The organism is Roseobacter sp. AzwK-3b (genome assembly GCF_000170875.1).
Taxonomy (GTDB): domain Bacteria; phylum Pseudomonadota; class Alphaproteobacteria; order Rhodobacterales; family Rhodobacteraceae; genus Roseovarius; species Roseovarius litoreus.
The window spans coordinates 174,747-191,340 of the sequence record NZ_ABCR01000008.1 but is presented as its reverse complement, the minus strand read 5'-3'; the positions used below and the strand labels follow the sequence as shown (position 1 = coordinate 191,340).

15 protein-coding genes are annotated in these 16,594 nt (G+C 61.8%); 12 read left to right on the top strand and 3 right to left on the bottom strand.

The genetic code is table 11. The annotated features are described in order from the left end of the window. Nucleotides 1-2: 2 nt before the first annotated feature. Nucleotides 3-1,121, bottom strand: a complete 1,119-nt coding sequence (locus RAZWK3B_RS14840) for a DegT/DnrJ/EryC1/StrS family aminotransferase (protein ID WP_007816549.1) — start codon at nucleotides 1,119-1,121, stop codon at nucleotides 3-5. Nucleotides 1,122-1,679: 558 nt separating this feature from the next. Between RAZWK3B_RS14840 and RAZWK3B_RS21225 the strand changes: the two genes are divergently transcribed. Beyond that, nucleotides 1,680-1,820, top strand: coding sequence for an IS3 family transposase (locus RAZWK3B_RS21225; RefSeq protein WP_007816546.1), 141 nt, complete (start codon nucleotides 1,680-1,682; stop codon nucleotides 1,818-1,820). A 413-nt stretch (nucleotides 1,821-2,233) separates the two neighbouring features. Then, nucleotides 2,234-3,172: a glycosyltransferase family 2 protein gene (locus tag RAZWK3B_RS14830; protein ID WP_037295956.1), complete on the top strand. Its 939-nt coding sequence runs from the start codon at nucleotides 2,234-2,236 to the stop codon at nucleotides 3,170-3,172. A gap of 3 nt (nucleotides 3,173-3,175) precedes the next feature. On the opposite strand, the gene RAZWK3B_RS21865 is transcribed toward RAZWK3B_RS14830, so the two are convergent. Continuing rightward, nucleotides 3,176-3,661 carry an acyltransferase gene (locus RAZWK3B_RS21865; protein WP_007816544.1) on the bottom strand — a complete coding sequence of 162 codons (486 nt, stop codon included), beginning with the start codon at nucleotides 3,659-3,661 and terminating at the stop codon, nucleotides 3,176-3,178. A 572-nt stretch (nucleotides 3,662-4,233) separates the two neighbouring features. On the opposite strand from RAZWK3B_RS21865, the gene RAZWK3B_RS14820 reads away from it, so the two are divergent. The 4 genes from RAZWK3B_RS14820 to RAZWK3B_RS14805 all read left to right on the top strand — a co-directional run bounded on the left by RAZWK3B_RS14820 (nucleotide 4,234) and on the right by RAZWK3B_RS14805 (nucleotide 10,272). Beyond that, a complete protein-coding gene (locus RAZWK3B_RS14820; RefSeq protein WP_037295954.1) occupies nucleotides 4,234-5,376 on the top strand; it encodes a glycosyltransferase family 61 protein in 1,143 nt (380 codons plus the stop codon). 157 nt (nucleotides 5,377-5,533) lie between these two features. Further along, nucleotides 5,534-6,976 (top strand): aldehyde dehydrogenase family protein, encoded by a 1,443-nt coding sequence (locus RAZWK3B_RS14815; protein ID WP_007816541.1) that lies wholly within the window; start codon nucleotides 5,534-5,536, stop codon nucleotides 6,974-6,976. Nucleotides 6,977-7,134: 158 nt separating this feature from the next. Beyond that, nucleotides 7,135-9,156, top strand: coding sequence for an acyltransferase family protein (locus RAZWK3B_RS14810; RefSeq protein ID WP_007816540.1), 2,022 nt, complete (start codon nucleotides 7,135-7,137; stop codon nucleotides 9,154-9,156). Between the two features lie 69 nt (nucleotides 9,157-9,225). Then, the gene (locus tag RAZWK3B_RS14805; protein ID WP_007816539.1) at nucleotides 9,226-10,272 is read left to right on the top strand and encodes a hypothetical protein; all 1,047 of its coding nucleotides are present in this window, start codon (nucleotides 9,226-9,228) and stop codon (nucleotides 10,270-10,272) included. A gap of 157 nt (nucleotides 10,273-10,429) precedes the next feature. Here the strand turns inward: RAZWK3B_RS14805 and RAZWK3B_RS14800 are convergent, their stop codons facing one another. Next, entirely contained in the window at nucleotides 10,430-11,077 is a 648-nt protein-coding gene (locus tag RAZWK3B_RS14800; RefSeq protein WP_007816538.1) for an RluA family pseudouridine synthase, read from the bottom strand. 80 nt (nucleotides 11,078-11,157) lie between these two features. Between RAZWK3B_RS14800 and msrC the strand changes: the two genes are divergently transcribed. From msrC to RAZWK3B_RS14770, 6 genes are all read left to right on the top strand, one after another. Further along, nucleotides 11,158-11,613 (top strand): free L-methionine (R)-S-oxide reductase MsrC, encoded by a 456-nt coding sequence (gene msrC / locus RAZWK3B_RS14795; RefSeq protein ID WP_007816537.1) that lies wholly within the window; start codon nucleotides 11,158-11,160, stop codon nucleotides 11,611-11,613. 150 nt (nucleotides 11,614-11,763) lie between these two features. Further along, a complete protein-coding gene (locus RAZWK3B_RS14790; RefSeq protein ID WP_037295981.1) occupies nucleotides 11,764-12,336 on the top strand; it encodes a helix-turn-helix domain-containing protein in 573 nt (190 codons plus the stop codon). A 10-nt stretch (nucleotides 12,337-12,346) separates the two neighbouring features. Beyond that, nucleotides 12,347-12,772: a LysE family translocator gene (locus RAZWK3B_RS14785; RefSeq protein ID WP_007816535.1), complete on the top strand. Its 426-nt coding sequence runs from the start codon at nucleotides 12,347-12,349 to the stop codon at nucleotides 12,770-12,772. Nucleotides 12,773-12,775: 3 nt separating this feature from the next. Further along, nucleotides 12,776-13,150 carry a GFA family protein gene (locus tag RAZWK3B_RS14780; protein WP_007816534.1) on the top strand — a complete coding sequence of 125 codons (375 nt, stop codon included), beginning with the start codon at nucleotides 12,776-12,778 and terminating at the stop codon, nucleotides 13,148-13,150. 26 nt (nucleotides 13,151-13,176) lie between these two features. Beyond that, complete coding sequence (locus RAZWK3B_RS14775; protein WP_007816532.1) at nucleotides 13,177-15,621, top strand: GcvT family protein; 2,445 nt, start codon at nucleotides 13,177-13,179, stop codon at nucleotides 15,619-15,621. After that, nucleotides 15,618-16,517 carry a homocysteine S-methyltransferase family protein gene (locus tag RAZWK3B_RS14770; RefSeq protein ID WP_007816530.1) on the top strand — a complete coding sequence of 300 codons (900 nt, stop codon included), beginning with the start codon at nucleotides 15,618-15,620 and terminating at the stop codon, nucleotides 16,515-16,517. Before RAZWK3B_RS14775 ends, RAZWK3B_RS14770 begins: the two co-directional genes overlap by 4 nt. Nucleotides 16,518-16,594 lie beyond the last annotated feature (77 nt).

Genomic DNA, 16,594 nt, shown 5'->3' with positions numbered 1-16,594 from the left:
ATTCAGGCCGTTCGGGCGGCGTCGCGGATTAACGCAATAACCCGATCAACGTCGTCAGGCGCCAAGGTGTCGTAGATAGGCAGGCAAAGGATTTCCTGCGATCCCAGCGCTGCGTTTGGAAGGGCATCGATATTCGCGCTTGGCAGATGCGCATACATCGGGAATTCCGGGATAAGAGGGTAGAAATAGCGGCGCGGATGAACACCATGCGCCTTCATATGGTAAAAAAGATCGTCGCGGCTCATGGGAAACTCACTCGTCACCCGAATAGGGAAATAGGCGTAGTTCGCAGCAATCTGGCCGGCATCTGGAAGACAGGCAATCCCTGCCAAATCCGAAAATGCTTTTCGGTATGTGGTGTCAATGGTACCGCGACGTTCAATTGCTGCATTGATATGTTTGAGTTGAATTAGACCGAAAGCCGCGTTGACCTCACTCAGCTTCCCGTTGATTCCGGTTTCGACAACTCGTGTTTCGCCGTCGTGGCCAAAATTCTTCAGTTTGTCGATATAGTCTTTCATCTCGCCTGTTTTGCAAACGATCGCGCCGCCCTCAAAGGTATTGAAGACTTTGGTGGCGTGAAAGCTGAGCACGGACATATCGCCATGGGTCAGAACAGAGCCGCAATGGCAGCGCACCCCAAAAGCGTGGGCGGCATCATAGACCACCGGGATGTTGTGTTTGGCACCGATTGCGTCGATCGCGTCCACGTCCGCGGGATGGCCGTAGCAGTGCACCGCGAGGATTGCGGCTGTCTTGTCGGTGATTGCGGCTTCGATAGCGGCTGGATCGAGGTTCAGGCTTACTGGATCGACATCAACGAATACAGGGACCGAGCCGGTCCAAAAGACTGCATGCGACGTTGCCACGAATGAGAAAGGCGTTGTGATCACTTCACCGCGTACGCCCAACGCCAGCAAAGCGGTCACAAGCGCGATAGTGCCGTTGTTGAACAGGGCAATATGCGGGACGTCAAGAAACTCACACAGGGCGCGCTCAAGTTCCTGATGGTAGGGCCCACAATTTGTGAGCACTCCTGTTTCCCAGATCTTGTCCAAGTGACTTTTGAATTCATCCAGCGGAGGCAGGTGAGGGCGCGTTACAAATATGTTGTCAGGCATAGGATGGCGTTATCCGTTAGCGGAAGCTTCCGTCAGTTTCTATCTCTCCGCAGTACCTAAGTAAACTAGGAGGTTCTGTCGCAACCTTTGGCCGCCGCGGGCGATGACATCGAAAGGCCGGTTCAGACCGCCCGACCAGGTTTCACCGATCCAAACATCTCGACAACATCATGAGCCGGACCTCCAGGGCGTGAAGCGACGGAACCATGTGGCCATACCCCACCAACACAAAAAAGCGTCCCCCGGAAACAGGGAGGCGTCATGAACCATGTACTAAACGTCAGGCTCAGTTGTCTTCCGCGAGGAACCACTGGGTCGCGCGGTAGGGATATCATGTTCGTGCCGGTCAAGAACGGCTCCCTCTAATTGGTAGCCATCATGGATTGGGCCTCGCGCAGGGTGCTGAGCTGGCGGCTATCGAACACTATGCATCCCGACTTTTGCGTCGATGCCCTGAACTAAACCATCGCTAAACACGGCCCACCTGAGATCATGAATAAAAATCAAGGGTCTCAGTTCATCGGGTCCGCCTGAATCACGACGCTGACAGAGGCAGGCGTGCGCATCTCGATCGACGGTCAAGGCAGATACCTCGACAACATCTTCATTGAACGGCTTTGGCGAAGCCTGAAGCAGGAGGCAATCTATCTCGAGGAGATCAACGACGGCTTCCAAGCCCGGCGGGTCATCAAAAATTAGATCACCTTCTACAACACCAAGCGGCCCCATTCCACGCTTTATCAGTTGACGCCAGACGACGCATACTCGGCAGGCTTGGAAGAGCAAAAAGCAGCATGAACTTAAACCCGATACACCTTAGCAAAGCTGCAAAACTGTCCCAAAAGTTGGGACCACTTCACTGAAAGGCCTGATACAAAGCTACACTCCTCGTCTGGGCAAGTTTAGGCTTTATGGGTTAGCATGCGGCAGTTTTCATGCACTTTGATGGGGTTGCCATACATATAGTTGCCGAACATATATATGTGCCTCTGGCCACACATGGCCTTTGCAACGATCTACACTGCAGATCACCTAGTGTAAAGTTACCTAGCCACCGCCACCAACCAAGAGTTAAGCTTTTGATTCAAAACTCTGATGCAAAGGCATCAACCGTGCCCAACCTCGTCTCCGTCCTCTGCGTCTCCTACAATCAAGCGACCTATTCGGCGGCGGCGTTGCGTTCGATTTTCGACCAGAGTTGTCGCGATCTCGAACTCGTCATCGTGGATGACGGATCGAAAGACGGCAATCCCAACATCATCCGCGAAACCCTGAAAGACAGCCCCTTTCCCGCGCGTTTCATCGAACAGGCCAATACCGGAAACGTGCCGGGAAATTTCAACACCACGCTCCGCGCAAGCACGGGCCGCTTCGTCACCTTCCTGTCGCTCGACGATCTACTGCTGCCCGATTGCATCGAGACTAAGCTTGCGCTGATGCAGGACGATGACAGCATCGCCTTCGTGGCCGACCGCACCAATCGCGAGATCGACCCACAGGGCGCCACGATCACCGAACAGGCACCGATGCCGATCGACGATGATGCCATCCAGACGGCGGATGATCTTCTGGATGTCGAATATGCCAATGCCCACAGCTTCTATATCCAGGGGCAGCTCTTCCGCCGCGATGCCATCGACGCGATAGGGGGCTTCGACGACACGCTGACCGGCGATGACATCATCCTGCGCACGCGCCTGTTTCGCCATCTCGCCGCACATCCCGAAAAGACATTTCAACTGCTCCCCGGTCCCGGCTTCGCCTATCGCAAGCATGGCGACAACCTGCATCGCAACAGCTTCAGACAGGTCAAAACGCTGGTCGAATGGCATGGCGCGTTTTTTGCCGACAAACCGCCGCCTGCGGTCTTGCTGAAACTGCTCGACTCCTATTTCGAAGAGCTTCTGGCCTCTGGCAACCAAAGCGCGCTCGATGCCGCCTGCGCCTATCACCCGTTGGTCGCCCAAAGGCTGCAGGACTACCGCACATCCTGGAAAGGCCGACGCCGCGCGATCAAGCGCGGGATGCGCAAGCTTCTATCGAAACCCTGATGATCAGGCCCGCGCGCCGGGACGTTGACGCGCGGGATTTCCCGTCACGACGGCACCTGCGGGCACGTCTTTGGTCACCACGGCCCCGGCGCCGATCATGGCCCCCGCGCCAATGGTCAGGCCCGGAAGGATCGTGGCGCCCCCGCCGATCGAGGCCCCAACTCCCACGCGCGTCTTGAGGAATTCCTCGGGATACTCCTTGGATCGCGGGGTCTTGTCATTCGTGAAGGTGACATTGGGTCCGACGAACACGCGATCTTCAAGGGTCAGCCCATCGTAAAGCCGCACACCATTCTTGACGGTCACATCATCGCCGATCGACACGTCATTCTCGATGAAGCAATGCGAACAGATATTGACGTTCCGCCCGATCCTCGCCCCTTCCAGCACAACACAGAACTGCCAGATCCGGGTGCCGGCACCGATCTGTGTCGTGTGCACATCCGACAAGGGATGGATGAAAACGCCGTGTTCTTCCGTATGGTCCATCGTTCGCCTTCCGCCCCTGACCGCCTCAACCGGTGCCATAACATCCAGAAATGTGCAACGGGAGGAACCTGCTTGCTTGTCTTGCTCATGATCAGACTGGTGCTTATCCAAAATTTGCAGGGCGCTCGATTTCGCAATGGACTGATCTCCGCCGCCATACCAACCATAGACCGGGGAAATCGAAGATTTGGCAAGTGACAGCGGCGTGTCGCATGACTAAAAGGCCCCGAAATACCCCGATAACCGGTCCTTAAAGATATGTTCCTGACGAAGTATGAAAAACCGATGACCCCGAATTCGGCTGGGGAGATATCGAAGCGCGCTTTTTATGGGTTGGTGAAGAATGAACTGATTAACGTTGTCGGTACAAAAACTCATGCCCACGCGCTTTATCGGCGTTCCACAACGAAAAACCTTCTGACAAGAATGTTTTGAAAGGGCCTTTGTAGATGTTCAACTTCCTGGTCCGAAAATACCAACGAAAAACGTACAAACTATGCATGCGGTCGCTGGCAAGGTTTTTGACCTATGAAGCAGATGAAGGCGACTTCCGATGGTACCATCACTTATTTATGAAACTCGCTTCTTTTCGCCACTGGCACATCCACGGCGCGCTCGAGCTGTCTAAACCCGTTGCCGATCTCGCCCCCGAAGAAGCTTACGAGTCGCGCGCGCCCCGGCCTGTCGGCAAGGACAGCGCCGTCCACGATGGAGTTTTCCCACCGATCAAGGCCCGCCAGCTCGGCAATATCGCGGCATCCGCCCTCAGCTCGTCTTTCCTCAAGTCGAAAACCGTCTACGTGCCTGATTACTACCTCGGCAAGAAAGGCCCGGTCATCGCCGACGGCAACGTGCTGTTCTGGTATGGCGTCAATGGCGAAGGGCTGATCCATGAAGGCCCAAGGCATCCCCAGTCAAAGGGCATCAAGGTCTTCGGCATGGGGGCCAACAATTGGTATCATTGGCTTCTGGACATCCTGCCATCGGCCTATCTTGCCCAATCGCTTCCCGACCGGTTCAACGCTTATCCGCTGATCGTCCCTCAGGCGGCCTTGGATATGCCGCAGTTCCGGGAAGGTGTGGAGCTCTTCAAGGGCACGCGCGAGTTGGTCGGTATCGACACGGATCTCTATGACTTCGAAGACCTGATTTCGATCGACCCGATCCTGCACGAACCGATCAACATGCGCCCCGGCTATTGGCCCGAAACAAGCGACTACTCATTCAACCCTCGTGTTCTGATGGCTTATCGTCAGGACATTCTGGACAAGCTCCACATCAGCGAGCCAACCGGTCCCACCCGGCTTTTCCTTGCGCGCGGAAATGATCGCAGGCCCTACAATCAGGATGAACTTCTGTCGATTGCCGAGGCGCGCGGCTTCGAGGCGGTTTATCCCGAACTTCTGTCCTTTCGCGAACAGGTCGCTTTATTTGCCGGGGCGCGGTTCATCATGGGCCCGTCAGGTGCCGCTTTCGCAAATTCGCTCTTTTGCACGAAAGGCTGCCGGTTGCTGAGCTGGCTCGTGCCGCAATATTCGGGCTTTTGTTCCTATTCCAATATCGCCAGCACGGTCGGAACCGAGCTGAGATACCTCTTCGGGAACCACACCACGCCCATTCACAGCACATTCGATGCGTTTCGCGCCACCTACACCATCGATGTAGCCGAGTTTGAAACCGCGCTCGACAGGATGCTGAACGCGGACGATTTCTGACAGATCTCTACCAAGGCGCCTTGTCCTGCGCGCTTCCATCGGGCCAAACCCCGAACGCCATCACAATTTGATCAAATTCCATCGATCACCGCCTCTCCCGCCTTGCGGTCCCCGGATCCGCCTGACAAGCTGCTCCCAAATTCAAGGAGGTCAGCCAATGATCGAAAAACGGCAATTCTACATTGATGGCGCCTGGGTCAACCCGCGCGCCGGCACCGATTACCATGTGATCGACCCCTCCACCGAAGATCCCTGCGCTGTGATCTCGCTTGGCGGTCAGGCCGACACCGATGCGGCCGTCGTCGCCGCGCACGCGGCCTTTCCCGCATGGCGCCGCACCAGCAAGGCCGAGAGGCTGGCGCTCGTCGAAAAGCTCTATGACGTCTACAAGTCCCGCTCCGAAGAAATGGCCCAGGCCATCAGCATGGAAATGGGCGCGCCCATCGACATGGCCCGCCAGCAACAGGCCGGCGCAGGTCTGGGGCATATCAAGGCGTTCCTGACAGTGGCGAAGGATTTCGAATTCATCGAACCGCTTGGCGATCACGCGCCCAACGACCGCATCGTGCATGAACCCATCGGCGTGGTGGCGATGATCACGCCCTGGAACTGGCCGATGAACCAGGTCACGCTCAAGGTGATCGCGGGCGCCATCGCGGGCTGCACCATGGTTCTGAAACCCTCCGAGGAATCGCCTCTTTCGGCCATGCTCTTCGCCGAGATGATGCATGAGGCGGGCTTTCCCAAGGGGGTGTTCAACCTCGTGAACGGCGACGGTGCGGGCGTGGGCACGCAATTGTCGACCCACGAGCATATCGACATGGTCAGCTTCACAGGCTCCTCGCGCGCCGGCAAGCTGATCTCCAAGGCCGCCGCCGACACGCTCAAGCGGGTCAGTCTGGAACTGGGCGGCAAGGGCGCGAACCTGATCTTCGCGGATGCCGACGACAAGGCCGTCAAGCGCGGCGTCCTGCATTGCATGAACAACTCCGGTCAGTCCTGCAACGCCCCCACACGGATGCTGGTTCAGCGCGAGATCTATGATCAGGCCGTCGAAACCGCCGCCGAAGTGGCCAATTCCGTGCAGGTCGGCTCGGGCCATGACGAAGGCCGCCATATGGGCCCAGTGGTCAACGAAGTGCAGTTCAACAAGATCCAGGACCTGATCCAAAAGGGCATCGACGAAGGCGCGCGCCTTGTCGCAGGCGGTGTCGGTCGCCCCGATGGGCTCAATCGCGGGTTCTATGTGCGCCCCACGGTCTTTGCGGATGTCACCAACGACATGACCATCGCCCGCGAAGAAATCTTTGGCCCCGTCCTGTCGATCATGGCCTTCGACACCGAGGAAGAGGCGCTCACCATCGCCAATGACACGCCCTACGGCCTGACCAATTATGTCCAGACCCAGGATCCCGCCCGCGCCAATCGCTGCGCGCTGGCCCTGCGCTCGGGCATGGTCGAAATGAACGGTCAAAGCCGCGGTCTCGGCTCGCCCTTCGGCGGCATGAAACAGTCCGGCAATGGCCGCGAGGGCGGCAAATGGGGCATCGAGGACTTTCTCGAGGTCAAGGCCGTCTCCAGTTGGACCGAAGGCGCCTGACCCAAGGCACCGATCCGCGCGCGGGGTCGCCCAAAAGGCCCCGCGCGCGGTCACACCTGCGTCAAAGCGGCGTTTTTTCGCCCGGCCCGGCTTGCAAGCTGCCCCCACGTGGCTAATGAGGGGGCGTGACATGTCAAACGGGAGCGTCGCGGCGCGCCATGAAATACAGAGCTGAGATCGACGGGCTGCGCACGGTGGCGGTGGTGCCGGTGGTGCTGTTCCATGCCGGCTGGGACGTGTTCTCGGGCGGCTATGTCGGCGTCGACGTGTTCTTCGTGATCTCGGGCTTTCTCATAACCTCGATCATCATCGGCGAACGCGCCGAGGGCCGTTTCTCCATCCTGCGCTTCTACGAGCGCCGCGCCCGCCGCATCCTGCCCGCGCTTTTCGTCGTGCTCGCCGCCACCCTGCCCTTCGCCTGGGCCTGGATGCCGCCCGACGCCTTCGAGGATTTCCTGCGCAGCCTCGCCTTTGCAGCCCTTTTTATCTCGAACGTGCATTTCTGGGAATATTCCGGCTATTTCGCGCAAGCCTCGGAAATGCGCCCGCTTCTGCACACCTGGAGCCTCGCGGTCGAGGAACAATATTACCTCCTCTTTCCGCTCTTGATGGCCGCTCTTGGCGCCTTCAGCCGACGCAAGCATATCGCGGTGATCGGGGTGCTGGCCTTCCTGTCGCTCGCGCTCAGCGAATGGGGCTGGCGCAACTACCCGGAAGAAAACTTCTTCTTCACCTTTTCGCGCATGTGGGAGCTCTTCGCAGGATCGCTTTGCGCCTTCATCGCCTTCCGCCGCGAGCTGCGCGGCAACCAGATCCTGTCGCTCATCGGCATGGGCCTGATCCTGTGGTCGGTCTTCGCGTATGACGCCTCAGTGCCTTTCCCTTCGGTCTACACATTGGTCCCCGTGGTGGGCACGGCGCTGGTGCTGCTCTTTGCGCAACAGGGCACGGCCGTCGCCTGGGTTCTGTCGCGCAAACTGCCCGTCGCAATCGGGCTGATCAGCTATTCGGCTTACCTTTGGCACCAGCCGCTTCTGGCCTTCGCCCGCATCCGCAGCCTGCATGAGCCGTCACTCTGGCTCATGAGCGGGCTGGCGCTGGCCAGCTTCGCGCTCGCCGCCCTCACATGGCGCTATGTCGAACAACCCTTCCGCTCGGGGCCGCACCGCATGCTCCTGCCCGCGCGCCGCGCGCTCTTCGGCGCCAGCCTCGCCGGCATCGCCGCCTTCGCGGCAATCGGCTTCACCGGCCTCGCCGCCGACTGGAGCAACGCGCGCCTCACCGCGAAAATGACGCCGTTTTACTCGGAGTTTCTGCAAACTACCCACGGCATGTCCCACCCGGAAGGCTGCACCGGCTTTGGCGATGTCGGACAGGCACCGCAACTGGTCTGCCCTGTCCATGACTACGCGGATGCGACGCAAACCATCGCCGTGTTCGGCGACAGCCATGCCGACGCGATCCTGCCCGCCTTCGCGGCTTTTGCCGACAGCACACGGACCAATGTCATCAAGATGGGAACCGCTGGCTGCCCCCCTCTTCTGGGAGTCTATGTGTGGAACGGGAATTATGCGCTTGGCGTTTGCCACGCAGCAGCCGAGGCACAGGCAAAATTCGTTCGGGAGAACGATATCTCGGCGGTGGTGCTGGTGGCGCGATGGTCGCTTTATACACAAGCCGGGTATGAGGGGCATGGCAGGCACTATCTGCTCAATGACGAAAACGCGCTGCAGACCGGCGGGCCGTCGGCCTCGCGCGCCGTGTTCGAGGAAGCAGTCCGGCGCACCGCTGAATTCTATGCGGGACTTGGCGTCAAGCTGTTCGTCGTCGAACAGATCCCTCAACTGACCTTCGAGCCGAAGGACATCGTCTATGCGGCTCTGTTCCAGGACCGGACCGGCGAAAGCGCCTTGAGCTTCTTGAACCTGCAAACCCTGCCGGCAGAGCGTCACCAGACCTTGCAAAGCTACAACTTGGGCGTTTTTCAGGGCGTCGAGGACCTGACGCTCGTGTCCCTCGGAGATGCCTTCCTGCGCGATGGCGCCTTCCATTGGGCCTTTGACGGTAAAAGCGCCTATAGCGATGCCAACCACCTCTCGATCCACGGCGCGCGCATGTTGCAGGATCGGGTCCAACACATGCTCCAGAACACGCGACGCGACCCAGCCGTTACCGACTGACGTGGTTCTGCATATGGCGGCCCTCGCATACCCTTTCCCTGTCCGGCGAAAACCCCTAAGACAATCGCGATGAGCACGCGCCCCGATATCGCAAGCAAAGCCTTCGTGCCCGAAACCGTGCACAAACGCGACATCTTCTCCGAGACCATCTCGGGGCATCTGGAAGGCATCAGCGATTTTCCGGTCGTCCTGCGCAAACTCGACACCGTGCCGATCTATGCCCGTGCGATCGCGTGGGCGCTCGCCCGTCGCGAGACCCGTGCCCTGCGCGCCGTCACAGGGATCGAAGGCTGCCCCCTGCTGATCCGCGTCGACCGCAGCGGCCTACTGCGCAGCTGGACCCAAGGGACACCCCTGCAGCTGGCAAAACCCTCCGATCCGGCGTGGTACCGCGACGCAAAACGCCTCCTGCGCCAGATGCGCCGCGCCGGTGTGACCCATAACGACATCGCCAAACCGCAGAACTGGCTGATGACACATGACGGCCGCGCCGCCGTGATCGACTTTCAGCTCGCCACCGTGCATCGCCGCCGGGGCAAGCTCTTTCGGATCATGGCGCGCGAGGATCTGCGCCATTTGCTCAAGCAGAAACGGGCCTATGCCCCGGATCTGCTCACCCCTGCCGAATCCAGGATGCTGGCGCAAAAAGCGCTGCCCGCGCAAATCTGGATGGCCACCGGCAAGCGCCTTTACAATTTCATCACCCGACGCCTGATGAACTGGTCGGATGGGGAAGGCACCGAGGACCGGATCGAACGCGATGGCCCCGGCCTGCGCGCGGCCCTTCTGAAACACCCGAATGTCACGGATATTGCGCTTTACACCTATGCGCGCCCTGCCAAAGGTGTGGGGCTTTACGCTTTCGTGGAAACCGATCTCGATGCCGGTCGCATCTCGGCGCTGACCCCCGATCCCGCCCCCGACCTCATGCAGCCGGTCGCAAGACTGCCGCGCGACGCCGCCGGCGCCATCCGCCATGACGCCTTGCAGCTTGTCGCCACGAACCGGCTCGACGAGCTCACCGGCCTGACCGCTACAGACCCCGATCTCGAGCGCATGCTGAAACCGATCGTCGCGGACCGGCTCAACCTGACCGACCGTGTGCTTCGATCCTGACCGGTTTTGGGGGCCTTGCCCCCGACATTGAAATCCTTGCGGGATTTCAATGCCTCCCCCAGGATATTTCCAGCCAGAAGAAACACGAGCGCGGCGCGTCTTTCATCGTTCCCCAAATACTCCCGCCGGAGGCCCCCAACCGCCCGAAGCACGCCGCTCAAAACGGGGTCTTGGCCCGAAACCGCAGGCCCATGCCGCCATCGGGATGACGCAGGCGCAATTCTTCAGAATGCAGCATCAAGCGGGGATGATCCGCGGCGGCACCGCTGGCATAAAGCGGATCGCCCAGGATGGGATGCCCAAGCGCCAGCATATGCACCCGCAACTGGTGGCTGCGCCCGGTCTTTGGCGCCAGCCGCACCCTTGTCTCGCCTTTCACATGGCGCAGCACCCGCCAATCGGTCAGCGCGGGTTTGCCGGTCTCGTGGCACACTTTTTGTAGCGGACGGTTCGGCCAGTCGACGATCAGCGGCAGGTCCACCGTGCCGGTCTTCGGCTCCAGCATCCCCCAGACCCGCGCCACATAGGTCTTCTTCATCTGCCGTTTTTCAAATTGCAGGCCCAGATGCCGCTGTGCATGGGGGCTGAGCGCAAAGACCATGACACCCGATGTGTCGCGGTCCAGACGATGCACCAGCAGCGCGTTCGGAAACGCCTCCTGCACCCGCGCGATCAGACAATCGGCCAGATGCGGCCCCTTGCCCGGCACCGACAGAAGGCCGGCGGGCTTGTTGACCACGAGGATCTCGTGATCCTCGTGCAGCACCTCGAGAGGCACCTGTGGCGGAGAATATGCGCTGTCCATGCGCCGCGCTCTACAGCACCTTGAGCGGCGATGCCACAGCCCTCTGGTCTCGTGGCGCGGCCTGTGGCATGAGAGGACCCATGCGCATCGATTATCCCACCATCTCGAAAACCATTGCAGCCCTGACCGAAGGCGAAACCGATGCCATTGCCCTGATGGCCACGATCGTCTGCGAGCTGCATCATGCAGATGACCGCTTCGACTGGACCGGGTTCTACAGGGTCACCGCTCCCGAGCTTTTGAAGATCGGGCCCTATCAGGGCGGGCATGGCTGTCTTGTGATCCCGTTCTCGCGCGGGGTCTGCGGGGCTGCGGCGCGCACGCGAGAGGTGCAGCTCGTCGACGATGTCGATGCGTTCGCCGATCACATCGCTTGTTCCAGCTCGACCCGTTCGGAAATCGTGCTGCCTGTCTTCGATGGCGCTGGCCGGGTCATCGCCGTTCTGGACATCGACAGCGACCGTCCCACCGCTTTCGATCAGGCCGATGCCGACGGGCTGGCCGCGATCCTGAGCGACGTGTTCGGCAAGCTCTGAACCAGCCTTCCGCGCAACGCCTGTAACCGGTCCCCCGACATCTCGCATGCGCTGCAGCGCGGCGTGAAATTTCCTTTGATTTTTTCACGGAATGGCGCCACCGTGAAATTCGACGCCGATTTTTCACAGCCGACCGAAAGCCGCCACCGCATGCATCAGACAGATATCAGCCGCGCCCAGACCCTCGGGGCCGATCTGCGCGCCCTGCGCAAGGCGCGCGGCCTGACGCTGGCCGATCTTGCCGACAGTCTTGGCCGCTCGGTCGGCTGGCTCAGCCAGGTGGAGCGCGACCTTTCCGAGCCGTCGATCTCGGATCTGCGCCAGATCGCCGAGCAGCTTGGTGTGCCGATGTCCCTGCTGTTCGGCCATGCCAGCGCACTCGCCGATGAACAGGGCTATGTGGTGCGCGCCGGCGCCCGCCGCCCCATGGGATCGGGCGAGGAAGGGCTGATCGAGGAATTGCTTTCCCCGGATCTCACCGATGATTTCGAGGTGATCCACTCCACCTTCCGACCCGGCTCGCGCATGCAATCCCCGGCCCAACGCCCGACGCAGGAAGTGGGCTACATCCTCTCGGGTCGGCTGGAGCTGAGCATCGGCACACGCCACTTCAGCGTGGGTCCCGGCGACAGTTTCCGCTTTCGTGGCGAGCCCTATAGCTGGGCCAATCCGCATGACACCCCCTGCGTTGCGATCTGGGTGATCGCGCCGCCGGTTTATTGAGAGCGCGCGCATGAGCTTCGAGGCATGGACCATTTTCGCGCTGTTCTGGGTGGTGTTCGTGGTGACACCGGGACCGAACCATCTCAATTGCATCCAGACCGGCATGGCGCATGGGATGCGCCGGGGTCTGTGGGCGGTGGCGGCGATCCTCACCCAGGCGGTGCTGTTCCTGAGCCTGTCGGCGGCGGGCATCACGGCGCTGATCGCGGCCTCGCCCCTCGCTTTCGACGCCGCAAGGCTGCTTGGCGCGGCGGTGCTCATATGGCTGGGCCTGCGTGGCTGGCTGCTGGCGCGGCGGCCCGGCAGAAGCGCGGGGCTGGGACGCGCAGCCCTTGGGGCTGTCTTCAACATCTGGCTGCGGCGCGCATTGGCCAGCTGCTTCATTGCCTACGGCGTGCTTCTGGGCAGTGCCGCCACAGCGGCGGGGAGGGTCTGAATCATGCAGCACGGATCATGCCTGTGCGGCGACATCGCCTTTACGGTGCGCGGCCAGCCACAAGGCGCCTCGGTGTGTCATTGCAGCCAATGTCGCAAGCAATCGGGGCATCTATGGGCCTCGGCCCATGTGCCGCGGGCAGATATCACCATCACCGGCCCCGTTCGCTGGTTTGAGGCGACGCCCACTGCCACACGCGGCTTTTGCCCGCGCTGCGGGTCTTCGCTCTTCTGGGCGGCCCATGACGAGGACAGGATCAGTTTCGCGCTCGGCGCTTTGAACGCGCCCACGGGCCTCACGCTGACCAAGCATATCTTCACCGCCTCCAAGGGCGATTACTACGACATCGCGGACGATCTGCCGCAAATCGATCATTAGAAAACCGAACGGGGAGGCACCAAACCATGGCCGATTTTCCGACAACAGTCCGCGTGGTCATCATCGGCGGCGGCGCCGTGGGGGCATCCTGTCTTTACCATCTGGCCAAGGCCGGATGGTCCGACAGCGTGCTGCTGGAAAAGAACGAACTCACCGCAGGCTCCACATGGCACGCGGCAGGCAATGTGCCCACCTTCTCGACCTCATGGTCGGTGATGAACATGCAGCGCTATTCAACCGAGCTTTATGCCCGCCTGGGCGACGAGGTCGATTACCCGATGAACTACCACCAGACTGGCTCGATCCGGCTGGGCCATAGCCGCGAACGCATGCAGGAATTCGAACGCGCCCGCGGCATGGGCCGCTATCAGGGGATGGATCTCGAGATCCTCGCCACCGACGAGATCAAGGCCCGCTACCCGTTCATCGAAACCCACGACCTGCAAGGCGCGCTCTATGATCCCAACGATGGCGATATCGACCCCGCACAGCTGACACAGGCGCTGGCCAAAGGCGCGCGCGACATGGGCGCCACCATCCTGCGCTTCTGCCCGGCCACCGGCGTCAGCCGCGAGAATGGCGAATGGATCGTGCATACCGACAAGGGCGATATCCGCTGCGAATACGTGGTCAACGCCGCCGGGTACTATGCGCAGCGCGTCGGCGAATGGTTCAAGCCCTTCGGCGGGCGCACCGTGCCGATGATGGTGATGAGCCACCAATACCTGCTGACCGACGAAATCCCCGAGCTCGAAGCCTGGAGCCGCGAGGCCGGTCACAAGCTGCCCCTGCTGCGCGATGTCGACAGCTCCTATTATCTGCGGCAGGAAAAATACGGGCTCAACCTCGGCCCCTACGAACGGCATGGCCGCGCGCATTGGGTCGATCCTTCGGATCCGATGCCCGACGATTTCAGCTTCCAGCTCTATCCCGACGATCTCGATCGCATCGAATGGTATGTCGAAGACGCCATGGCCCGCGTCCCGCTTCTGGGCACCGGTGGCGTCAACAAGGTGATCAACGGCCCGATCCCCTATGCTCCCGATGGCCTGCCCCTGATCGGCCCGATGCCCGGTGTGCCCAACGCGTTCGAGGCCTGCGTCTTCACCTTCGGCATCGCTCAGGGCGGCGGCGCCGGCAAGGTGCTGGCCGAATGGGTCACCGAAGGCGCCACCGAATGGGACATGTGGGCCTGCGATCCGCGCCGCTACACCGACTACACCGATACCGAGTACTGCATCGCCAAGGGGCTCGAGGTCTACGGCCATGAATACGCGATGCATTTCCCCTGGCACGAATGGCCCGCAGGCCGCGACCGCAAGCTCTCGCCGGTGCATGATCGCATCAAGGACCTCGGCGGGGTGATGGGCGCCTATAACGGCTGGGAACGGGCCAACTGGTTCGCCAAACCCGGCGACGACACCTCCGAAGAGGCGACCCAGACCTGGAACCGCGCCGGCCCGTGGGAGCCGCGCATCGCCGAAGAATGTGCCGCCGTGCGCGACGCCTGCGGCGTGCTCGACCTGCCCGGCTTCACCCGCCTCTGGATCGAAGGTGCGGGCGCCGATGACTGGCTGCGCGGCTTCGTCACCGGCGGCCTGCCCAAGGTGGGCCGCATGAACCTCGTCTACGTGGCCGATGCCCGCGGCCGTGTCCTGACCGAATTCTCCTGCATCCGCCTCGCGCCCGACAGCTTCGTGCTGATCACCGCCGCCACCGCCCAATGGCATGACGGCGAGCTGGTGCGTAACGCGCTTCCCGAAGGCCTCAGCTTGCGCGAAACCACCGCCGAGCGCGACGCGCTCCTGCTGGCTGGCCCCACCTCCCGCGCGGTTCTCGGCCCGCTCACCGATGCCGATCTCTCGCTGCCCTGGCTCAGCCATCAGCACTGCACCGTCGCGGGACAAAACGCCTTCCTGATCCGCGTCAGCTTCACCGGCGAACTGGGCTGGGAAATCCACGCCGAGAACGCCGCCATCCCCGTGATCTATGACGCACTGCTGGCGGCAGGGGCCAAACCCTTCGGCATGTATGCGCTCAATTCCCTGCGCATCGAAAAAGGCTACCGCGCCTGGAAGGGCGATCTGTCGACCGATTATTCGATGCTTGAAGCCGGGCTCGAGCGGTTCGTCAAATTCGACAAGCCTCAGGATTTTCCAGGCAAGGCCGCCCTGCTCGCCGAACAGCAGCGTGGCCCTTCCAAGCGCTTCGTCACCCTGATCGTCGAGGCAGGTTCGACCGACGCCCCCTATATGTCGACCCTCTGGCATGACGGTCAGATCGTCGGCGAGACGACATCCGGCGCCTGGGGCTACCGGGTCGGGGCCTCGGTGGCTCTGGCCATGGTCCGCGCCGATCTGGCGCAGCCCGGCACCACGCTCGAGGTCGAAATCTACGGCACCCGCCACCGCGCCACCGTGCAACCCGACGGCCCGCTCTGGGATCCGTCCAATGAAAGACTGCGCGCATGACAACGATCACGCTTCTCGACGGCTCCATCGGACAGGAACTCGTCCGCCGCGCCGGCGACGCACCAACCCCGCTCTGGTCGACGCAGACAATGCTCGATCACCCCGATCTCGTCCGCGAGGTGCATGACGCCTATTTCTCTGCAGGGGCCACGGTCGCCACAACCAACACCTATGCCTTGCTTGAAGACCGACTGGCGCGTGTCGGGCTCGAGGCGCGCATGACCGACCTCACCCAAACCGCCGTCATGGCGGCACGCGCCGCGCGCGATGCGGCGGGCGGGGGCCGTGTGGCCGGTGTCGTCGGCCCGCTCATCGCCTCTTACCGCCCCGATATCTGCCCCGCACCCGATATCGCGGCGGGGCTCTATGACCGCCCCGTGGGTCTGCTGGCCGATGCCGGCGTCGATCTGCTGCTCTTGGAAACCATGTCCTCGGTCGCCCAGGCCGACGGCGCGCTGCGCGCCGCCTGCGGGCGCGGCCTGCCGGTGTGGCTGGCGCTCACCGTGGACGACGCCGACGGCACATGCCTGCGCTCGGGCGAGCCACTCGGCGCCATCGCCCCCCTGATCGACCGCTTCGCGCCCGATGCCCTGCTGATCAACTGCTCCCGCCCCGAGGCGATCGCGCCCGCGCTCGACATCCTTGGCACATTCGGGCTGCCCTTCGGCGCCTATGCCAACGGCTTCACCGAAATCAGCGCGGGCTTCCTGACCGACGCGCCCACCGTGGACGCGCTCGACGCCCGCACCGATCTCGGTCCCGCGCGCTATGCCGATGCGGCGATGGGCTGGCTGTCCCAAGGCGCCACGATCCTCGGCGGCTGCTGCGAAATCGGCCCCGCCCATATCGCCGAGCTGGCGCGCCGCCTGACAGCGGCGGGGCATCGCCTGCAATGACCGGGCGTTTCTTCTGGCCCCAAATATCCCGGGGGGTCCGGGGGGCCGCGCCCCCCGGTCGCCTCGCCCCAATCTCC

Coding starts and splice junctions, on each gene's coding strand:
- RAZWK3B_RS14840 (WP_007816549.1), bottom strand. CDS start 1,121: ATGCCTGACAACATATTTGTAACGCGCCCTCACCTGCCTCCGCTGGAT.
- RAZWK3B_RS21865 (WP_007816544.1), bottom strand. CDS start 3,661: ATGGACCATACGGAAGAACACGGCGTTTTCATCCATCCCTTGTCGGAT.
- RAZWK3B_RS14820 (WP_037295954.1), top strand. CDS start 4,234: ATGAAACTCGCTTCTTTTCGCCACTGGCACATCCACGGCGCGCTCGAG.
- RAZWK3B_RS14815 (WP_007816541.1), top strand. CDS start 5,534: ATGATCGAAAAACGGCAATTCTACATTGATGGCGCCTGGGTCAACCCG.
- RAZWK3B_RS14810 (WP_007816540.1), top strand. CDS start 7,135: ATGAAATACAGAGCTGAGATCGACGGGCTGCGCACGGTGGCGGTGGTG.
- RAZWK3B_RS14805 (WP_007816539.1), top strand. CDS start 9,226: ATGAGCACGCGCCCCGATATCGCAAGCAAAGCCTTCGTGCCCGAAACC.
- RAZWK3B_RS14800 (WP_007816538.1), bottom strand. CDS start 11,077: ATGGACAGCGCATATTCTCCGCCACAGGTGCCTCTCGAGGTGCTGCAC.
- msrC (WP_007816537.1), top strand. CDS start 11,158: ATGCGCATCGATTATCCCACCATCTCGAAAACCATTGCAGCCCTGACC.
- RAZWK3B_RS14790 (WP_037295981.1), top strand. CDS start 11,764: ATGCATCAGACAGATATCAGCCGCGCCCAGACCCTCGGGGCCGATCTG.
- RAZWK3B_RS14785 (WP_007816535.1), top strand. CDS start 12,347: ATGAGCTTCGAGGCATGGACCATTTTCGCGCTGTTCTGGGTGGTGTTC.
- RAZWK3B_RS14780 (WP_007816534.1), top strand. CDS start 12,776: ATGCAGCACGGATCATGCCTGTGCGGCGACATCGCCTTTACGGTGCGC.
- RAZWK3B_RS14775 (WP_007816532.1), top strand. CDS start 13,177: ATGGCCGATTTTCCGACAACAGTCCGCGTGGTCATCATCGGCGGCGGC.
- RAZWK3B_RS14770 (WP_007816530.1), top strand. CDS start 15,618: ATGACAACGATCACGCTTCTCGACGGCTCCATCGGACAGGAACTCGTC.